19 protein-coding genes and 2 pseudogenes are annotated in these 19,175 nt (G+C 58.4%); 10 read left to right on the top strand and 11 right to left on the bottom strand.

Annotated features, from left to right (window positions below):
* Window positions 1-1,506, bottom strand: coding sequence for an FAD-dependent oxidoreductase (locus OMP38_RS08735; protein ID WP_277564731.1), 1,506 nt, complete (start codon window positions 1,504-1,506; stop codon window positions 1-3).
* A 118-nt stretch (window positions 1,507-1,624) separates the two neighbouring features.
* Here OMP38_RS08735 and OMP38_RS08730 point away from each other — a divergent pair, with 118 nt between their 5' ends.
* Window positions 1,625-2,548 (top strand): S66 peptidase family protein, encoded by a 924-nt coding sequence (locus tag OMP38_RS08730; RefSeq protein WP_277564730.1) that lies wholly within the window; start codon window positions 1,625-1,627, stop codon window positions 2,546-2,548.
* 82 nt (window positions 2,549-2,630) lie between these two features.
* On the opposite strand, the gene OMP38_RS08725 is transcribed toward OMP38_RS08730, so the two are convergent.
* Both OMP38_RS08725 and OMP38_RS08720 read right to left on the bottom strand, forming a co-directional pair.
* Complete coding sequence (locus OMP38_RS08725) at window positions 2,631-3,047, bottom strand: hypothetical protein (RefSeq protein ID WP_277564729.1); 417 nt, start codon at window positions 3,045-3,047, stop codon at window positions 2,631-2,633.
* Window positions 3,013-3,171, bottom strand: a complete 159-nt coding sequence (locus tag OMP38_RS08720) for a hypothetical protein (RefSeq protein WP_277564728.1) — start codon at window positions 3,169-3,171, stop codon at window positions 3,013-3,015. Before OMP38_RS08720 ends, OMP38_RS08725 begins: the two co-directional genes overlap by 35 nt.
* A gap of 506 nt (window positions 3,172-3,677) precedes the next feature.
* Between OMP38_RS08720 and OMP38_RS08715 the strand changes: the two genes are divergently transcribed.
* From OMP38_RS08715 to OMP38_RS08705, 3 genes are all read left to right on the top strand, one after another.
* Window positions 3,678-4,061 (top strand): hypothetical protein, encoded by a 384-nt coding sequence (locus OMP38_RS08715; RefSeq protein WP_277564727.1) that lies wholly within the window; start codon window positions 3,678-3,680, stop codon window positions 4,059-4,061.
* A gap of 250 nt (window positions 4,062-4,311) precedes the next feature.
* On the top strand, window positions 4,312-4,560 hold the full coding sequence (locus tag OMP38_RS08710) for a hypothetical protein (RefSeq protein ID WP_277564726.1): 249 nt from the start codon (window positions 4,312-4,314) through the stop codon (window positions 4,558-4,560).
* Window positions 4,561-4,610: 50 nt separating this feature from the next.
* The gene (locus OMP38_RS08705) at window positions 4,611-5,141 is read left to right on the top strand and encodes a gamma carbonic anhydrase (RefSeq protein ID WP_277564725.1); all 531 of its coding nucleotides are present in this window, start codon (window positions 4,611-4,613) and stop codon (window positions 5,139-5,141) included.
* A gap of 106 nt (window positions 5,142-5,247) precedes the next feature.
* Here the strand turns inward: OMP38_RS08705 and OMP38_RS08700 are convergent, their stop codons facing one another.
* From OMP38_RS08700 to OMP38_RS08685, 4 genes are all read right to left on the bottom strand, one after another.
* Window positions 5,248-6,546, bottom strand: a complete 1,299-nt coding sequence (locus OMP38_RS08700; RefSeq protein ID WP_277564724.1) for an MGH1-like glycoside hydrolase domain-containing protein — start codon at window positions 6,544-6,546, stop codon at window positions 5,248-5,250.
* A 38-nt stretch (window positions 6,547-6,584) separates the two neighbouring features.
* A complete protein-coding gene (locus OMP38_RS08695; protein ID WP_277564723.1) occupies window positions 6,585-8,282 on the bottom strand; it encodes an ABC transporter permease in 1,698 nt (565 codons plus the stop codon).
* Window positions 8,283-8,412: 130 nt separating this feature from the next.
* Window positions 8,413-9,801 carry an ABC transporter substrate-binding protein gene (locus tag OMP38_RS08690; RefSeq protein ID WP_277564722.1) on the bottom strand — a complete coding sequence of 463 codons (1,389 nt, stop codon included), beginning with the start codon at window positions 9,799-9,801 and terminating at the stop codon, window positions 8,413-8,415.
* 102 nt (window positions 9,802-9,903) lie between these two features.
* Window positions 9,904-10,560, bottom strand: coding sequence for a helix-turn-helix transcriptional regulator (locus OMP38_RS08685; protein WP_277564721.1), 657 nt, complete (start codon window positions 10,558-10,560; stop codon window positions 9,904-9,906).
* A gap of 89 nt (window positions 10,561-10,649) precedes the next feature.
* Here OMP38_RS08685 and OMP38_RS08680 point away from each other — a divergent pair, with 89 nt between their 5' ends.
* Window positions 10,650-10,832 (top strand): hypothetical protein, encoded by a 183-nt coding sequence (locus OMP38_RS08680; RefSeq protein ID WP_277564720.1) that lies wholly within the window; start codon window positions 10,650-10,652, stop codon window positions 10,830-10,832.
* A gap of 266 nt (window positions 10,833-11,098) precedes the next feature.
* Here OMP38_RS08680 and OMP38_RS35690 read toward each other — a convergent pair.
* Window positions 11,099-11,416: pseudogene (locus OMP38_RS35690) on the bottom strand (response regulator); the annotation flags it as partial.
* A gap of 4 nt (window positions 11,417-11,420) precedes the next feature.
* Entirely contained in the window at window positions 11,421-13,250 is a 1,830-nt protein-coding gene (locus tag OMP38_RS08675; RefSeq protein WP_277564719.1) for a cache domain-containing sensor histidine kinase, read from the bottom strand.
* 208 nt (window positions 13,251-13,458) lie between these two features.
* Between OMP38_RS08675 and OMP38_RS08670 the strand changes: the two genes are divergently transcribed.
* From OMP38_RS08670 to OMP38_RS08655, 4 genes are all read left to right on the top strand, one after another.
* On the top strand, window positions 13,459-14,313 hold the full coding sequence (locus tag OMP38_RS08670; RefSeq protein ID WP_277564718.1) for an AraC family transcriptional regulator: 855 nt from the start codon (window positions 13,459-13,461) through the stop codon (window positions 14,311-14,313).
* A gap of 177 nt (window positions 14,314-14,490) precedes the next feature.
* Complete coding sequence (gene desA, locus OMP38_RS08665; protein ID WP_277564717.1) at window positions 14,491-15,501, top strand: Delta(5) desaturase DesA; 1,011 nt, start codon at window positions 14,491-14,493, stop codon at window positions 15,499-15,501.
* A gap of 66 nt (window positions 15,502-15,567) precedes the next feature.
* On the top strand, window positions 15,568-16,704 hold the full coding sequence (locus OMP38_RS08660; protein ID WP_277564716.1) for a sensor histidine kinase: 1,137 nt from the start codon (window positions 15,568-15,570) through the stop codon (window positions 16,702-16,704).
* Window positions 16,701-17,300 (top strand): response regulator transcription factor, encoded by a 600-nt coding sequence (locus OMP38_RS08655; protein ID WP_277564715.1) that lies wholly within the window; start codon window positions 16,701-16,703, stop codon window positions 17,298-17,300. The genes OMP38_RS08660 and OMP38_RS08655 overlap by 4 nt, the downstream gene beginning before the upstream one ends.
* Before the next feature lie 50 nt (window positions 17,301-17,350).
* Here OMP38_RS08655 and OMP38_RS08650 read toward each other — a convergent pair whose 3' ends face one another.
* Window positions 17,351-17,692: a metallophosphoesterase family protein gene (locus OMP38_RS08650; protein WP_277564714.1), complete on the bottom strand. Its 342-nt coding sequence runs from the start codon at window positions 17,690-17,692 to the stop codon at window positions 17,351-17,353.
* Between OMP38_RS08650 and OMP38_RS08645 the strand changes: the two genes are divergently transcribed.
* Window positions 17,685-17,894 carry a hypothetical protein gene (locus OMP38_RS08645; RefSeq protein WP_277564713.1) on the top strand — a complete coding sequence of 70 codons (210 nt, stop codon included), beginning with the start codon at window positions 17,685-17,687 and terminating at the stop codon, window positions 17,892-17,894. The two genes, OMP38_RS08650 and OMP38_RS08645, sit on opposite strands and share 8 nt — an antisense overlap.
* Here the strand turns inward: OMP38_RS08645 and OMP38_RS08640 are convergent.
* Window positions 17,891-18,635, bottom strand: a pseudogene (locus tag OMP38_RS08640) (lysophospholipase). The gene OMP38_RS08645 and the pseudogene OMP38_RS08640 sit on opposite strands and share 4 nt — an antisense overlap.
* Window positions 18,636-19,175 lie beyond the last annotated feature (540 nt).

Genomic DNA, 19,175 nt, shown 5'->3' with positions numbered 1-19,175 from the left:
TTACAGCCGCCCCAGCGGCTTCTTGGCCGGGCCGTGCATCACTTCGCCGTCAAAGGTAAACCGTGACCCATGGCAGGGGCAGTCCCAAGTGCGGTCGCCTGCGTTCCACTCCGTCTCGCAGCCCATATGCGTACAGGTCGTGTCGACGACGTGCAGCTTGCCTTCATGATCTCGGTAGGCCCCGCAGCGGCGGCCGTGAATGCGGACGGCGGCGCCCTCGTCGAGCCCGAGCTCGTCCGGGTCCTTTTTCAGCCACTCCAGCTTGCCCTTCACGAAGTGATAGGCGACATCGCCGGTCTCCTTCGCAAGCGTCCCCATGTCTGGATCCGCTTGGAAGCGCGACGGGCCGAACAGCTCCGCGTACGGATTGTCCCATCCTAGCATCAGATCCGCCAGGAGCCGGCCCGCGACCGCGCTCGTCGTCATCCCCCATTTGCGGTACCCGGTCGCTACGAGCAGATTGGGGGTGCCTTCCCGGGCGTACCCGATATAAGGCACTTTGTCCGTCGACACGAGGTCGTGCGTCGACCAGCGGTAACGAATCTCCTCCACGCCGAAGGTATCTTCGGCGAATCGCTTCAGCGTCTCGTAATGCGCGATCGTGCATTCGCCCTGCCCGGTCTTGTGCGACTCGCCGCCGATCAGCAGCAGCTTCTCGCCGCCGTACGTGACCTCGCGAATCGAGCGCTTCGGCTCGTTCGCCGTGATGTACATCCCGCCCGGATAGTCGTAAGGAGACTTGATCGCGATAACGTACGAGCTCTCGGCATGAAGCCGCGCGAAATAAAAGCCGTTGTCGAAAAACGGGAAATGCGAGCAGGCCGCGACCGAATCGCAGGTCACCGTATAACCGTCCTTCGTCGTGACGCTGGCCCGTTCTCCATCATGGAACTTGTCCATCGTCGTCTCTTCAAAAATCTCGCCGCCCAGGCGCACGATCTCGCTGGCGAGAAAGGCCGCGTACGGCGCGGGATGAAAACGGGCCTGCCGCTTCATGGACAACGCCGCGGTCGCCCCGAACGGCAGCGTCAGCGTATCGTAGCGCTCGCCGGGAATGCCGAGCTTTTGATAAGCCGCGTATTCCTTATCGAGCTTGTGCAGCCCTTCCTCGCGCGTCGCGTAGACGACGGCGTCCTCGTCGACGAAGTCGCACGCGATGCCATGCTCGGCGGCCAGGGCGCGCATGAAGGCGAGCGCGCCGGCATTAGCCTCGTAGTATAGTCTTGCCTTGTCCTCGCCGAAGTGGGCGATCAATTCATCGTAGATCAGATCGTGCTGGGCCGTGATCTTGGCGGTCGTGTAGCCCGTCGTGCCGCCTAGCAGTCTGTCCGCCGTCAACAGCGCGACGCGCCGGCCTTCCTTGGCGAGCAGATAGGCGGTCGTCAGACCGGTGAGGCCGCCGCCCACGACGGCGAACTCGGTCTCCAGATCGCGCGTCAGCCTCGGAAAGGCGGGGAGCTCCGCTGTCCTTCGCCAATAGGATTCGGGATATTCGGGCAGCTGCATGGCGATTTCCTCCTCGAATGGAACGTTTTATCCTCATCATTCCTTTTTAACCGAAAAATGATACGATGCCCCAACGCGCCCGCACATAAGCTGGTAGAAGGAGAGGGGGAAGGAACGGATGGCGATACGGCCGAAGGCGCTGGTAAAGGGAGATACGGTAGGCATCGTCACGCTCGGGAGCCCGCTTGCGCGGGAGAAGATCGACGCGGGAATCGCATATCTGCGGCAAATGGGGTTAAAGGTGGTTATCGGACGCCATGTGTACGATGCGGACGGCTATCTGGCGGGAACGGACGAGGAGCGGGCGGCGGATCTGATGGCGATGTTCGCGGACGATCGGGTCAGGCTGATCCTGCCGACGCGCGGCGGCGTCGGGGTAGAGGGCATCCTGCCTTACCTGGATTACGACTATATTCGCGCGCATCCCAAGATCGTTTCCGGCTACAGCGACATTACCGTCTTGCTTAATACGCTTGCTCAGCTCGCGGAACTTGTCACGCTGCACAGCTTGCTGCTTATCGACTTCAAGCCCGAGACGCCGGCGTACAATTTCGAGCAGTTTTACGCCGCTACCTCGTCGCTTGTCGTGCCAAGACCCATCGCGAATCCGCCTGGCATGCCGATCCGCCCGCTTGTGCCGGGTATCGTCTCGGGAGCGCTCGCGGGCGGCAATCTCACGTCGCTGACCTGTTCGCTCGGCACGCCCTACGAGATCGATACACGCGGTAAAATACTGCTGCTCGAGGAAACGCACGAGCCGGTAAACACCGTCTACCGCTACGTCGAGCAGCTGAAGCTCGCGGGCAAGCTCGAGGATTGCGCGGGCATCGTTATGGGCGGCTGCCACGAATGTCCGGACGCATACGGCCGGACCTATGCGGACCTCATCCGCGACGTGCTCGTGCCGCTGGGCAAGCCGCTGATCGCCGGGTTCGCGAGCGGACACGACGTCTATAAGGCGGCCGTGCCGATCGGCGCTAGGGCGCGATTGGACGCAGGTGCCGGGACGCTGACGCTGCTGGAGCCGGCCGTCTCGGTATAAGGATGCGCAAAAAAAAGCCGGCACCCGAGGGGATGCCGGCTCTTTGAATGGACGGGGAAGAAAAAATTCAGTCGCGTCAAAATCACGGCACGAACTGCTGCACGATGCGCTCGACCTTGCCGTCGACCACCGTAATGTAATAAGGGAAGTTCCCCATCAGCTCCTGATTGTCCCCGCTGAACAGCGAGCGAAGCTTCGCGACGCTGATCGGCTCGTTTTCTACGATATCCGCGTCGTCCCAACTGCCCGAACGATTGTAGATCTGCATCAGCACTTGCGCGTCTGCCGCGACCGGCAGCGTGTACGTCTTCTTTTCCTCATTCAGGATATAGTAGCCGTCCGGCGCCTGATCCATGCCGGCATCCGGCTCCTGCTGGCGGAATACCCGGTCGGCCTCCGCGCCTTGCAGGAACTGAATGTAGTCGACGGTCACGTAGGTGACGCCGTCCATCGAGGTGATCTTGCTAATGTAAGCGGGATACGAGGGGGGCCGATGCATGATTGATCGCCTCGCTGCCATTCTCCTCCGCGACGGCGGTCTCCCGCTTGTCGCTCACGCCCGACACGCTGATCGGGATCAGGACGATCCCCAATAAAACGACGCACAGCAACAGTTTGCGCATCGGTACAGCCCCTCTCCCGTTATAAAACGAGGTATTATGTATCATTATTATTTAGACAATTAGAAGACGTTTTAAACAGGCGTTTTGTTGCCGGGAAAAGGGGGGAGGAAGGGCTTATTTTTCGGAGATATTTCCGGGGAAATTCGACATGGATGTTAGGGGATATCTCTCCGCTGGCAACCCGAGTACTATGACGATCCATTAAGCATTCAACACCTGATAAAGCAGTATGCTAAAAATCGTTTGTCCGTGGCGGTCTGCGGCAGCAAAAACTTCATAAGACTCGACTTGAACAGTAGTAAGCAGATAGATTTTTAATTCGAAAAGAAAACATATGGACGATCTTCAAATAATTTAGATATAACTGAGACAGCAACGGGAATCAGCAAATTCAACTATGATCCGCTCTACCGAATTCAGGTAATAAACCGATACATAGTTACGAAAGAAGTCAAAGCAGATCAACGCTTTATTTGAATCAACACGTAATTCAAAACTAGCGGGAGGTGGTTAAACTGACTTTTTCTTATCCGATGATGATACCGCCGTTTAAAATTGTAGAATTCTCAGAGTTAACCAAAAAGCAAGCCAAGGAGCACTTCGACTGGTTCGTCAACGAAATCCCTACACGCATAAATATATTAATGGGTGCGATTGAATTCTCTGGTATGAAAAATATTGAGCGATTTGACAAGTCTCCAGAATCGCTGATCATACTATGGGAGTGGTTAAAGAAAAGGATCAAAACCGTACCCATATCTGAGGAAGAAATGGATGGTTTGCGAAGTGCTTTACCCGAATGGGTTTTGAAGGATGTAAGTGATTGGAAGTTGGACACCGGAACTTCAACAATGGCGGTGGATGTATATACTTTGCAGAGGTTTTTCTGAGAGAATTTCCGAATCTTCGTTGGAGTTTCAAAAGCAAACCCGAATCGGATATATATGTTAACAAGCCTGTTGTTCTCGGATTTAAAGGTGGAGCATTACATCCACCAACCGTTGTGGTTAATTTATGTCGTTCACATGTTAAAGAAAAATCAAACAAAGATTTGTTTGCCTTATTTGAAGTTTGGAGAAAGTTTGTTTAATCAGGTGAATTTGATTGTAAGCTAACCAGTAGGAAGGTGATTGATCGGAAATGGATGAGATTAAAAGGTTAATAGAAGAACGCTTTTCACATTGGAATGTTTACTTTGACCAATCTGGCAAAGCTAATTGGGTCAGCATGAACGATGGTAACCATTTCTTTGAAATTGAAATCGTACCTAATGTGGGTGTAGGAGTTACCGATAGGAGAAATGTTGCAGAGATTGATTTCAGTGGTCATGATGAAGCTTTTGAAACCCTCAATGAAGCATTAGAATACATAATGGAATGTTGCGAGTAAATTGTAAAATTATAAATCATCCCAATCTGCACCTAAAGGAGGCAGCCTCTATGGCAACCATTCAACCGTTCGGCGGCAAGCGGCCGGACATTCACGAGTCGGCGTTCTTGGCGGCGGGCAGCGTCGTGACGGGAGACGTGAAGATCGGCAAGGATACGAGCATCTGGTACAACGCCGTGATCCGGGGCGATGTCGCGCCGACCGTCATCGGCGAGCGGACGAGCATACAGGACAATTCGACGCTGCATCAGAGCCCGGGCAAGCCGCTAATTATTGAAGACGAGGTCATCGTCGGGCACAATGCGGTGCTGCACAGCTGCGTCGTCAGGCGCGGAGCGATGGTGGGCATGGGGGCGCTCGTGCTGGACGGGGCGGAGATCGGAGAGGGCGCGATGGTCGGCGCAGGCGCGCTGGTGCCCCCAGGCAAGAAGGTAGCGCCGCGCACGCTGGTCGTCGGTTCGCCGGCCAAGCCGCTGCGCGAAGTGAACGAAGCGGACGAGGCGGATATGCGGCGAATCGTGAGAGAGTACGTGGAGAAGGGGCGATTTTATAAAAAGCAGGCAGAGCTGGAGCAGAAATAATCGCGGCTAGCGCGTTTTATGGCGACAGGAACTGCATAATCGCCGACGAAAAAGGCGGGTGTTGCGCCGTCGCGCACACCCGCCAAAGCCCATCATAAAAACCCTCTCAACCGAGCCAATACGCGCACATCGGCTTCTTGCCCGCCAGCTCGTCGATCATGTTGATCACGAGCAGGTTCCAGTTCAGGAAGCCGCCGTTCATGACCGGCTCTCCGGTGCTCGGCACGTAATATTCGTGCAGCGTTCCGGTGCGCTCGAGATCCTGCCCGAGCAGCAGGACGGTTTTCTCGCACAGCTCGCGGGCTTCTTCGACGTGTCCGTAGTTCATCAAGCCGCGGAACACGACGTAGCTGGCGACGATCCAGATCGGTCCGAGCCAGTTGGACGGATTGTTGGTCGCGCTGACGTCGAACATTTTTTCGTCTTGGGCCAAGGTGGTCACGCCGTACGGGCTGTTGAACGTATTCTTGTCCAGATAGTGGCTTCCCGCCAGATACGCCGCCTGGGACGCGTCGCCGACGCCCGCCCAGAGCGGGATGAAGCCGGTCCACGTCCGGATCTTGATCGGCAGCGTCTTCCAGAAGACGCCCAGGCCCTGGTGGAACCAGTCGAAATGCCGCGTCTTGATGTCCGCGTCCGCCGAATAAAAGAATTTGTCGCGCTTGTCCCAGCACTCCGCTTGAATGGCATCCGCCAGCGCGCCGGCCTTCGCCCTATAGTGCTCGGCCCGCTCCGCCATCCCGAGACGCGCCGCGATCTCGGCCATCGCCTTCAGCTCCGACACCATGAACGCGTTCAAGTAGACGTTGGCCGTGGCGTACCGCGGCCGGCCGAATGTCGCGGGATCGTTGTCCATCCCGATCATGATGTCGTCGGCCCAGACGTACAGCCCGCAATTTTCGTTGAAGTACCCGCTGTCGTAGCAATCGAAGTACTTCTCCAGCTTGGCGAAGTCCTCGCGGATCCATTCGTAGTCCCCGCCGAAGCCGCCGATCAGCGCGATCTGCTGGCACAGAAACGGCTTATGCATGTTCATCACGATGCCTTCTTTGCGCTTCATGATCAAATAAGGCTCGGGCAGCTCGGAGTTCAGGTCCAGCGTCGCCACCATCATCGGGATGTACCCGTCCTCCAGCTGGTAATCAAGGAAGTTGCGGACGTTCCCTTGAGCGTGCCGGATGTACCGGTCCAGGCGCTCCGCATCCGAGGTGCCGTCGATCAGGTTGAACAGCGCGTAGACCGCCCAGAACGAATCCCAGTCCCACAAGTTCCCGTCGTACATGGAGCCCGGATCCACGAAAGGATGCTTCAGGTAGTGCACGGGAGCTTTTAACGCGGTGTCCGCGTTTTCTTCGATGTATCTCCGCAATAGCCCCTCATAGCGTTCGAAAGTCTCTTTTTCCATGCGTAAAGAACCCCTTCGGTATCCGAAATTTAATCGTATTATCCTTTCATCGCCCCTGCGGTCATGCCTTCGACAATGTACTTCTGAAGCAAAAAGTAGAGCGCGAGGATCGGCAAGATGACGACGAGAATGTCGGCGAAAATGAGATGCCAGTCGGAGCTGTATTTGCCGACGTAGTTGTAGACCGATACGGTGACGGTCCACTTGGAACCGTCCGTCAACAGGTAGAACGGACCCATGAAGTCGTTCCAGACGGAGATGACGGCGAGCAGCGATCCGGTCACCATGACGGGCTGCATAAGAGGCATCACGATCGAGAAGAAAAGCCGCAGCGGACCGCAGCCGTCGATGATGCCGGATTCGTCGAGCTCGCGCGGCACGTTTTTCAAATAGCCGGTCATCAGAAAGATCGTGAACGGAAGCAAAATGGCGGAGTAGTAGAGGATCATGCCCTGGTACGTATTGTGGATACCGGCGTTCATCATGAGCTTGATGGTCGGGACGAGCGAGACGGGCATGACCAGTCCGACGATGAAGAAGTAGTAAAAGAAGTTGGTCAGCTTGCGGTCGTTTCGTTGAATGCTGTAGGAGGCGAGGGCGGCGAACAGGTTGATGATCAGGAGGGCGCCGGCCGAGATGATGGCGCTGTTCAGGTAGCCTCTCCAGATCTTCCCGTCGGCGAACACCGTCCGGAAGTTTTCCCAATGCCAGACCCCAGGCAGCGTGAGTCGAAATCGCGCCGCGTCGGTGACGTCCTTGAACGCGTTCACGAAGATCATATAAAAAGGGACGACGACGACGAGCGCCATGCAGAACAGAAGCGCCTCGATGCCGATCCGTCTCCATTTGGCCGCGGTCAGGTTCATAGTTCTACCTCCCTTTTTGCGCAGCACCCGCAGGAAGCTGATGGCCACGAGCGACACGATCAGCGTGAGCAAAAAGCCTGAGGCCGTCGCATAGCCCCAGTTGCCCCGGGAGAAGTTCCGGAAGATAAGCGTGTTGAACACTTCCGTATCGTAGCCGGGACCGCCGTTGGTAAGCACGAGCACGGTCTCGAACACCTTGAGCGAATTGATGACCGTCAGCAAAAAGTTGACCGTGAAGGACGCCGCGATCAGGGGGAAGGTGACGTTGCGGAATTTGGACAGGGCGCCCGCGCCGTCTACGCCGGCCTGCTCCAGCAGATCGCGCGGAATCGCCTTCAGGCCTGCCAGGTAGATGACCATCGCGAAGCCCGAGCTTCTCCATACCTCGGTCATGATGATCGACAGCAGGGCGTACCGCGAATCGTTCAGCCAGTCGACCGCCATGAAGTCGAGGCCGACGAACCGGAGGAAGTGGTTCAGGATGCCTTGCTCGGGACTGTAGATCGCGGTGAAAATGTAGCCTACGATGAGGGGCGCGATGACGACGGGCGTGTAGAAGGAGGTTTGGTACAGCTTCGTTATCTTGGCGCTGCGGTTCAGCATGAGCGCCATGAGCAGTCCGATGGCGTTCACCAGGACGGTGACGGCGACCGCGTAGATCATCGTGTTCGCGAAGGCGGTACCGAGCACGCCTTCGGTGAACAGCTGCCGATAGTTGTCCAAGCCGATGAAGTTCACTTCGTCGCTGTACGAGCTCCAGTCGGTAAAGCTGTAGTAGAAGCCGGATACCGTCGGAAATACGAACAGGGCGACGTATACCGCCAGGGCGGGGAAGATGAAGGCAACCGGATATCTCGCCTGTTTGATCATAAGGTCATTCCCTGCTTTCTTCGATGCTATAAAGGGCTATTAAGGGCTGTAAGGAGAATTAAGGGGGATCGCAAGAGCCATCCCCCCCGTGCCAGCCAATTCGACCGCTCCATTCGATTGGATCAGATCATCAGAATCCCGGTATCTTCTTGTTTTTGCCGTCCTGGAGGTAGTTTTTGTCCATTTGGTTGACCGCTTTGTCGGCGTCGCCCTTGGCGACGAGCTCCTGGGTGATCTTGTCGAAGTCGAAAAATCCGGCTTGCAGCTGGAGTTGGATTTGCACGATGCCTTTGCCGGCTTGAATGTACTTGTAGATGTCGTCCTGCGCCGGGAACAGCGTCGCTTCCACGCCGTTATACACCGGGATGCCCGGATTGTGCTTGTGCCAGATCGCGAGCGATTCGGACGTCGTCATGAAGCGGGCGAGCTCCGTCGCGGCTTCTGCGCGCGGCGAAGTCTTCGTCACGAAGATTTGCTTCGGCGGATACAAGGATACCGTGCCTTCGTCCGTGTCGGACGGCAGCGGGAAAAATCCGATGTCGTTCACTTTGTCCGCGAACCGCTTGGAGATCTCCGGCAGCATCCAGTCGGCCTGGAAGGCCATGGCGGCCGTGCCGGTGGCGAGCGCTTCCTGCTGGTTCTCGTAGGTGCCGGCCAGCAGATCCTTGTTGTAATAGCCTTTTTTCTTGAGATCGTATTGGCGTTCGAACACTTTCTTCAGCTCGGGAATGTCCTTCAGCCGCAGCTTGTTCTCCTTCAGCTGCTGGATGCCGTCCTGGCCGCCGATCGTCGGCAGGACGAACGTCTGGAAGGCCGCCAGCGGGAAGATCTGCGTCGGCCAGCCGGTCTTGACCGCTTCATAGAACGGCGTGATACCCGCGTTCTTGAGCTTCTCGGCGTTACCAAGCAGCTCGGCGTACGTCTTCGGGATCGACAGGCCGTTCGCTTCGTACACCTTCTTGTTGTAGAGGACGCCCATCGCGTTGAACGTTCCCCACGGCACGCCGTAGATTTTGCCGTCGACCGTGTAGAAATCCTTCACGGCGGAGGTGAGGTTGCCGACGTAGCTCTCGGAAGTCATTTCCACGAGGTTCTTTTCGGCCTGCATGTTGTGGTATTCGTTCGGTCCCGCGAAGAAGTAGAAGATGTCCGGCGCGTCCTGGGTCGCGAACCGCGTCTTGATGATGTTCTCGTATTGGGCCACGTCGGGCAGAATTTGCAGATCGACCTTGTTGCCCGTCGCCTTCTCGAAGTTTTCGAAAATTTCCTTGAACGCTTGCGCTTCCGCGTCGCCGTTGGCCATCGTGGTGAATGTCAGCGTGACCGGATCCGGCTTGGCCGTCTCGGACGGGGCCGCTTGCGAAGAAGCGGCGGGTGCCGAAGCCGAGGCCGATTCGCTGCCCGAAGCCGCGGACGAAGGAGAAGACGAGGAGTCGTTGTTGGAGCCGCCGCATGCCGAGAGCGCGGTCATCATCATTGCCGCCGTCAGAATCAACAGTCCTGGTTTTTTGCTTGCCATTGCACATCCCCCTATAAGTTGTCGAAAGTCAGGTACAATGCCATTATAGAAAGCGGTTTCCCTTTCGTCGGGGGGCGATCTGCATCGATTTATAGGGCGATATCACTCAGCCGGCTTCGACTTCTTATACTCCCTCGGCGTCTGCCCCGTCCATTGCTTGAACAGCTTGCTGAAATAGAAAGGGTCGCCGTAGCCGACCATCTCCGCGATGTCCTTGAACAGCAGGCGCGGCCGCTCCCGGATGAGGTCTTTGGCCTTCTCCAGCCGGATGTGGATCAAATAGTCGATCGGGCTGTACCGGTATTTGCGCTTGAACATCCTGCCCAGATAAGACGGATTCAGGCCGAACCGGTCGGCCAGATCGGTCAGGCTGACGTTGTCCATGTAGCGGGCGTCGAGGTAGTCCTTCACGTCTTCGATCCAGGACGCTTCGGACTCTTCGTCCCCTTCGAAGTCGAACAGCGACGCGAAGTACTCCAGCAGGGATTGCTTCAGCCCTTCGGCATCCTCGGCCTGCCAGACCGTCTCCTCCAGCTCGTGGTTCCAATGGGTTCTGCCCGCCTTGACCGAGAAGGGCGTCGGGTGCAAGATCCATCCGTTCATGAGATAGGACAGCGTCATGAACCATTGCTCGCGGGTGCCTGCGCGCCAGCTCTCCGATTGGAACAGCAAGCCGAGCTTCTTGAGTAGCTCCGATTTTTTCTGCTTGGCGAGCAGACTGACGAATTCTGCATCGAAGGAACCGGGAACCGGCAGCATTTTTTTCTCGAACGACAGTTCTTCGGGCCGAAGCGCCCAAGTTCTGGCGCCTTCGAGGGGGAAAGCCGTAGGAAGCCGCCCGCAGCAGCTTGCCGACGGCGGCGGACAGCTCGCTCTCCGGCTTCGCGACCGTCGTCGCCGTCAGGCAGACCGGTCCGGCGCCAGCGGCTAATGCCGCCGCGTCCAGCAGCCGGCGAACCCGCGCCGGGCCCAGGTCGTGGACGCCGATGACGGCGAGCCACTGGTTGCCCGCGGGCGTCGGAACGGCGTAGCGCTTTTCCCCTTCCTCCAGGAGGGAGGGGAACCGGGCCTCGCCGGGGAAGGCGCCCGCTGTCTGCTCGCGAAGCGGAGGCACCCAGCCGAGCAGCGCGATATAACCCGAATGGTAGAAGAACTCCTGGGCCATTCGGCGGGAATCGGCGGAGCTCAGCTTGTCCTCGGGCTTGCCGAACGCCCATTGCCGGAGCAGCTCCCCTTCCATCAGCGACTGGTTTTTCCAGAGCTTTTCTTTCGCGTCCTTCAGGAACTTCGAGAGATTTTCCACCGTCGGCGGCTTCAGCAGGAAGTCCGTCACGCCCATCTCCATCGATTGCCAGGCATAGTCGAAGTCCCGGTATCCGGTCAAAATCGCGCACACGGTCGAAGGCGACGTATCCTTCACGTGGCGGATCAGCGACAAGCCGTCCATCACGGGCATGTAAATGTCGGTCAGCAGGACGTGGGGCTTGATCAGCTCCACCTCCAGCATCGCGTACTCCCCGTTCTCGTACTCGCCCGCTACTTTGAAGTCGGGATCGATCGCCCCGATTTTCTCCACGATGCTTCGCCGCAGCAGCGGCTCGTCTTCCGCGATCATCACTCTAAACATCGCCGGATTCCTCCTTGCCGCCGATGACGATCGCGAGCTCCATGCCCTCCTCCAGATTGCGCAGGGAGAACGCGACCCGGCCGTCGTAATGCAAATACATGCGGGAAAGGGCATTTTCGAGCCCCATGCCACCGATGCCCTTGGCGCCGATTTCCTCGATTTTCTGGTAGCGTCCTTCCCGCAGATCGGACAGGAACCGCTGGATGCGGTCCATCGCGTCCTGGCTGAAGCCCGAGCCGTTGTCGGCGATGCGAATGCTCCACGCGTCCGGACCTTCGGGCGCGACCGCGATCCGGATGCTCCACGGCGGGTAGACCTGCTTGAAGCCGTGCGCGAACGAGTTTTCCACGATCGGCTGCAGGAAGAACTTGGGCACGCGCCGCTGCGTCAGATCGCCGTCCGTCTCGATCTCGAAGCGAAAGTCGTCTTGATATCGCAGCTGCATCAGCTCCAGGTACATCTCCGTAAACCGCAGCTCCTCTTGCCATTCGACGGACTCCGCTTCCGTGCGGCTGATATATTCCATCATGTGCATCATCTTATAGCTCATCGATGCCGCCAGGGAGGCGCCCGCATTTTCGGCGAGAATGCCGATGGAGCTGAGCGTGTTGAAAATGAAATGCGGCTGCAGCTGGGTCTGGAGCGCGCGCATATGCGCCAGGTTCTCCCGCTGGCGGGACTCGAGCAGCTGGTCCACCGACTGGTTCAGCCGCGACTTGAGCGAGAAGAAGCCGTCGTACAGCTCGCGGATCTCGTACGCGGCTCTGCGATAGCCGCCCGGACTGAACGTCGCGCTGTTCAGGCTGAGCCGGTCCAGGTCCCATCGCTTGACGCTCCACAGGATGGTCCGGATCGGCCGGGTGATCGAAGAGGCCACCCAGTAAGCAATGGCGAGCGCCAGAATCTCCGCGGCGACGGTCACCGTCAAGGCGACGTTGCGCAGCCGGTTGACCGGGCTGAGCAGCAGCGACTTAGGCTGGACGGCAACGACGGTCAGGCCGTAGACCGAGGAGCGGAGGCGGCTGACGACGTATTCGTCTCCGTCCAACAGTTCGGTCGCGGATTGGAACTTGTCCGAGGCCGAGGCCGAGACGATGGCCCGGTTGAAGGCGGGGGCGCTTCCGTCTTCCGCGTAGGGATAGAAGAGCCGCCCCTGGTCGTCGACGATGTACAGGCTATTGCGCGTCTGCAGCACCGCGTCCCCGACGACGTCCTGCAGTTTGTCGTAGCGCTGCTGCACCTCCACGAACTGCGGCGAGTTCACCTCGCTGCTGGGGAACATCCGGGACAGCGAGAAGACGAGCTCCCCGGAACGGAACCAGCTGTCGCGATGGGGCGGATTCAGCACCCGTCCGCCGTCCATCTGCATCGCGGGCTGGATCCAGTCCGTCCGCTGGATGCGCGCCTTGATATTCTCGTACGGATACAATTGCAGGCCGTAGGAGATGAAGTTGCCGTTGAAATTGAACACGTTGATCTGTTCCGCGATGAACGAAGGGCCGTTCAGCGTGGACAGAATGCTCTCGAAGTTTTTTTTCCGCTGAAGCGCCTCGTACGAATCGTGGGAAGGATCGGCCTCGTCGAAATGGTATTGGAAATCGGAGTTGTAAATCACCTGCGCGGAGATGCGGTCCATGTCCCGCAGCGTCTGATTCAACGAAGCTTCTACGCGCTGCAGCATCTGCCGGGACGACTCGAGAGAGCGATCCCAGATGATGTTCGAGATTTGGGTATAAAAGAAAGCGCTTAAGGTCGCGATGACGAGCGTGACCAGCAGAGTGTACGTCAGGAAGAGCCTGCTGCGAATTCCGAGTCGTGCCATGAGTCAACTCCGCGGACAGAATGTGGGCCGATTCTAGCATAACAGCTTGGCGGCCGTTTCGTCAGCGAAGTAGACATTATACAAAAACGGAAGTAGAGATCCTCCATGTACCGTCCCGTCATCGGCGCTTACAATAGCGAATAGCCGGGATCGCGGCGATTTCAATTCGGTTCCGACAACCGTTCGGACGGCAGGAGGTTGAACCAAAATGGCGTTTCTGCTTAAAGGCGATTCGTTTTTCGAACCGGATTTTCCAGTGTTCCTGAATCGCGAGCCGGAGACGTTCGCGACCGCGATGCATACCCATGACTTCATCGAGCTTGCCTTCGTGACGGAGGGCAGAGGGTTCCACTACGTGGACGGGGAATGCCTGGCCGTGCAGAAAGGCGATTTGTTCCTCCTTCCGATCGGCACGGCGCATGTCTTCCGCCCGTCCTCGTCCGACCCGGCCAGCCCGCTTGTCGTCATGAACTGCATCTTCGATCCGTCGGTGTCGGGCACGCTTCGGAGCTGGATCCCCGAGGATTCGGAGCTGCAACATTTCCTGACGGGCGAGCCGGCCGGCAGGCTTAACTGGTACCGCTGCAGCGACGAAGGCGACCAATTCCGGACGCTGTTTAACCAAGCGCTGCTCGAATACACCGAACGGTCCTCCGGCTACCGGAGGATGGTGACCGCGACGCTGCTGCAGATGCTGCTTCAGCTTCACCGCGTGCAGACCCGCGCGCCGCAGCCGGCGGCCTCGTTTTCGCCGGATATCGTGGAGGAGGCGCTGCTGTTCATCGAGAAGCACTACTCCGACAAGATTACGCTCAAGGCGTTCGCCGACCGGGCGTACGTGAGCGTCGGTCATTTTCAGAACCAGTTCAAGAAAGCGACCGGTCAAACGTTCAATCACTACCTGCAGAACGTGCGCATCGAGAAATGCTGCAAGCTGCTGAAGACGACGGACAAGACGGTGCAGGAAACCGCGAACGAAGTGGGCTACTCCGACATGAAGTTTTTCCATTCCCTTTTCCGCAAAATCACGGGCAGCTCGCCCCAGCGTTACCGGAGAGCTTGACGATCGCCGAAGCACATGACATTTGTCACATCGCGTCATGACGCTTGTGACTTAAAGCGCCTTCCCCCGGCGTTTACAATGAAGATAACGTCGCGGCACGCCTATTCGTCGGACGTTCATCGAGGGGGAATGCGCACATGAAACACGCAAGCGAAATCGCCGAGCTTAAAAAAAAGCATGCTTCCTTTCGAAAAAACGGACGCGAAGTCCAGCATCCGGCAGCTGATCAACACGCTGGGACCGCTGCTTCTGCTTTGGTACGCCGGCTATGCCAGTCTCTCCGTATCTTATTGGCTCGCCCTTCCGATCCTGGTCGTCGCATCGGGATTCGTCATACGCACCTTTATCTTGTTCCATGACTGCTGCCACGGCTCGTTCTTCCAGAGCAAGCGCGCGAACGACATCTTGGGCACGCTGCTGGGCGTGCTGACGCTGGTACCTTACCGGCAGTGGAAAAACAGCCATGCGAAGCATCACGCCACAAGCGGCAACCTCGACAAAAGAGGGGACGGCGACATCTGGATACTCACCGTGGAAGAATACGCGGCCGCTCCGTTGTGGAAGCGTCTGGCCTACCGTTTTTACCGCAATCCGCTCGTCATGTTCGGTCTCGGCCCGATCTTCGTCTTCATGCTGCAATATCGCTTTAATGCGAAAGGCGCGCGGCGCAAGGAACGCCTGAACACCTATCTGACCAACGTACTCATCGTCTCGCTTTATGCGGGCATGATCTGGGCGATCGGCTGGGAAGCGTTCGTCCTCGTGCAGGGCCCGATCTTCTTCGTCTCGGGATTGCTCGGCATCTGGCTCTTCTACGTGCAGCATCAGTTCGAGGATTCCTACTTTGAAAACGATCCGGACTGGAGCTACGTGCAAGCGGCCGTCGAAGGCAGCTCGTATTACAAGCTTCCCCGCGTCCTGCAATGGATCACGGGCAGCATCGGGTTCCATCACGTGCATCACCTGAATCCCAAGGTGCCCAACTACAATCTCGAAAAGGCGCATCTGGCCACGCCGCCGCTTCAGCGCGCCGCCACACTTACGCTCTCGACGAGCCTGGAATCGCTGCGATTCCGCCTGTGGGACGAGGAGAACAAGACGTTCGTCGGCTATCGCAAGATCAAGCGGCCGTCCGTCGGCCTGCATGCTTCCGGCGCCGTATTGAAGAAGACGGCCGCAGGCAAATAATTTTTGCATCCGGCCGGTTTAGGCTACAATGAGAGGACGGCGGGAAACAAGGGAGGAGCGGAGTCCGTGCAAAAGTGGTATCACATTTTCCAGCGGAGCACGGGTCTCAGCCCGTATATATGGGTCGTCTTTTACATCCTCCCTTTTTATTTCGTGTTCCGTTCCTCGACGATGTACCACGCGCTGATCGGCATTTTCATGATCGTCGCGTTTTTTGTTTGTTATTTGCTATCGTTCAGTTCGAAGGGCTGGCTCGTTTATTTTTGGACTTCCGTGCAAATTTTATTTTCGATCGCGATGACGATGATGTTCGGATACGTCTATTTTTCCATTTTTGCCGCCTTTTTTATCGGCAATATGCAGCGAAAGGCCGGCTTCATCACGTTGTACACGGTCCATCTGGCGATGACGCTGCTGTCGGTCTATATCGGCTACATGCACGCCAACTCGGTGTTGATCGAGCAAGCGCCCTTCGTGTTCGTTTGCCTGATCGCGGTGACGCTGCTGCCGGTCACGACCTACAACCGCAACAAAAGCGAACTGCTGCAGGGAGAGCTCAACGACGCGAACAAGCGGATCTCCGAGCTCGTGAAGCTGGAGGAGCGCCAGCGCATTGCGCGTGACCTGCACGACACGCTCGGGCAGAAGCTCGCCCTCATCGGGCTCAAGAGCGATCTGGTCGCCAAGCTGATCCGCAAAAACCCGGACCGGGCGGAAGCCGAGATCGACGACGTCCGGCATACGGCCCGCAACGTGCTCAAGGAGCTTCGGGAACTGGTGACGCAGATGCGCGGCACGCACGTCGAGGACGAGATCTACCGCTTGCGGCAAATCCTGAAGGCGGCCGACATCGAGTTTAAGTTGACGGGCGATCCGAAGCTGGGTAACACCTCGCTGCTGAACGAGAACGTGGCGAGCATGTGCCTGAAGGAAGCCGTGACGAACGTCGTGAAGCATAGCGGGGCTAACGTTTGCGCCATCGAGATCGAACAGACGGCGGCCGAGCTGCGCATCCGCGTGCGGGACAACGGCGTCGGCCTCGGCAGCGGCACGACCTTTTATAGAGGCAACGGACTTCGCGGCATGAAGGAACGGCTGGAATTCGTGAACGGGTCGCTGGAGATCGCGTCGCGGGAGGGCACGGAGATCGTCATCAAAGTGCCGAACAACTTGATCCAGGCGAAAGGGGAGGCGCAGCTATGATACGAATCGTTATCGCCGAGGATCAGCGGCTGCTGCTCGGCGCGCTCGCGTCCGTGCTGGATCTCGAGGCGGACATGGAGGTGGTGGGCAAGGCGGAGAACGGCGTCGACGCGCTGCGGCTCGTCAAACTCCACCGGCCGGACCTGTGCATCATGGACATCGAGATGCCGCTCAAGAGCGGATTGGACGCCGCGGAGGAGCTGAAGGACTTGGGGTGCAAGGTCGTCATCCTGACGACGTTCGCCCGGGCGGGCTACTTCGAGCGAGCGGTGAAGGCGGGCGTGCACGGCTACCTGCTCAAGGACAGCCCGAGCGACGAGCTGGCCGATTCGCTTCGGACGATCATGTCCGGCCGCAGGATCTACGCCGCCGAGCTGGTCGACGAGGCGTACAACGAAGAAAACCCGCTCACGGAGCGGGAAAAGGAAGTCATCGGACTCATGGCAGACGGCAAAAACACGAAGGAAATCGCGAGCGAGCTGTTCCTGTCGAACGGCACCGTCCGCAACTATATCTCGGTCATCCTCGACAAGCTCGACGTCAGCAACCGGATCGAGGCGATCAAACGGTTCAGGGAGAAGGGCTGGTTCAAGTAAGCTGATAGAGCCGTCGCGATGAGTGCGCATATCGCTTTTTCCTGTCCTGCTCAGTCCTGCTCCTCGCTCGCGACTACCGCGTCCCGGATCTGCTCGAACGTCAGCGGCGTATAGTCCCAATGCTCGACGCAGACGTTGAAGTAGTTTTTACCCTCGTACTTCTGGCCGTGGATATGCCCGTGGACGTTGACGTACGGCATATGCTTGTTCATGTACATCGGCTCGTGCGAGAGGAAGAAGAAGTCCTTGTAAATGATCGGATATTCGCTCACCTGTTCGAAGCCGGCTTCCAGCCACCAGCTCCGCGACCTTCCCCGATCGTGATTGCCCAGAATCAGCGTCTTGCGGCCGTGCAGCCGGGCCACGATGTCCCGCGTCCGCGCCATGTTCAAAAACGAAAAATCCCCCCAAATGAAACACCGCGTCGTCCTTGCCGACGACGGCATTCCACCGCTCGATCATCACTTCCGTCATTTCTTCGGCATCCGCGAAGGGCCTGGATTCGAAGTCGATGATGTTGCGGTGTCCGAAGTGATGATCGGATATGAAAAAGGTGTTGGCCAACTGAAAACCCCTCCCGTCTCGAAAGCTTAGCGCTTCATGGCTGTTTTTCGCTTTTCGTCCGTCAGCCGCTCCGCGATCCAATCGCGCATCGCCGCCAGCACCGGCTCGCGCGCAAGCTCGTTGTGCAGCTCGTGCTTGTAGCCCGGCCACTCCCGGTAATCGCAGAGCGGGCCGGCCCGCTCCGCGAACTGCCGGCTGGCCGCGACCGAGGTGACCCGGTCGTCGTCCCCGTGCATGAGCAGGATGGGCGCACCAAGCTCGCCCGCGTGCTGGATCGCCCACAGCCCCGCGCGCTGCACGCCGAAAAAGAAGCGAACCGTGATGTGGCCGTGCCCGAGCGGATCGTTGCGATACCGCTCCGCCATCTCGGGGTCGGTCGTCAGATGGTCGACGTTCATCGGGCGCGTGTTCGTGTAGCCCGGATAGAACCGTTCGACCAGCCGTCCGATGACGACCTGCGCCTGCGGCGGCGCGAACGCCAGCTTAAGCCAGGGGCTGCCGACGACCGCGCCGGCGACGCTCGGTTTGCGCCGCAGCAGGTAGTTCAGGACGACATTGCCGCCCATGCTGTGCCCGTACAAAATGAGGGGGGAGGCCCGGATATCGCTGAGCGGCTTCGGCGAACAGCAGGTCCACGCCTTCGAGCAGCCCCTCGTAGCTGGGCGTATGTCCGCGTCTGCCGTCCGTCCGGCCGTGCCCGCGCTGGTCGAAGCCGAGCGCCGCGTATCCGGCCTCGTTCAGCATAGACGCGACATGGTCGTAGCGCCCCATATGCTCGCCCATGCCGTGGACGAGCAGCACGACGGCGGACGGCGCATCGCCTCGCGCTCGCGCTTCGTCGCTTGCCGTCCATTCGCCGGCCGCCATGGCGGTTCCGTCGGACAAGGTCCTGGAGAAAGGTTGAAAGGTCACGGAGAGTCGCTCCTTCGCTCAAAAGTCGCCGGTGCATTTCTTCTATTATATGCCGACGCATGCCCGGGAAGGAAGCGTTCAGGGAACGGGCCGGGATTGCTGGAGGCGTACCCCAGCCGCCGCCGACTCGCCCGCCGCTAACGGGCTGCGCCAAAATAGCGCAAAAATGCGCTATTCTCGCTCGCGCATCCGCCGCCGACTCGCCCGCCGCTAACGAGCTACGCCAGAGTAGCGCAAAAATGCGCTATTCTCGCTCGCGCATCCGCCGCCGACTCGCCCGCCGCTAACGGGCTGCGCCAGAATAGCGCAAAAATGCGCTATTCTGGCGCAGCCGCCGCCGACTCGCCCGCCGCTAACGGGCTACGCCAGAATAGCGCAAAAATGCGCTATTCTCATACG

Source organism: Cohnella ginsengisoli (assembly GCF_029525555.1).
Taxonomy (GTDB): Bacteria; Bacillota; Bacilli; order Paenibacillales; family Paenibacillaceae; genus Cohnella; species Cohnella ginsengisoli.
The sequence above is the reverse complement of the archived record's forward strand: the minus strand, read 5'-3'. Positions and strand labels throughout refer to the sequence as shown.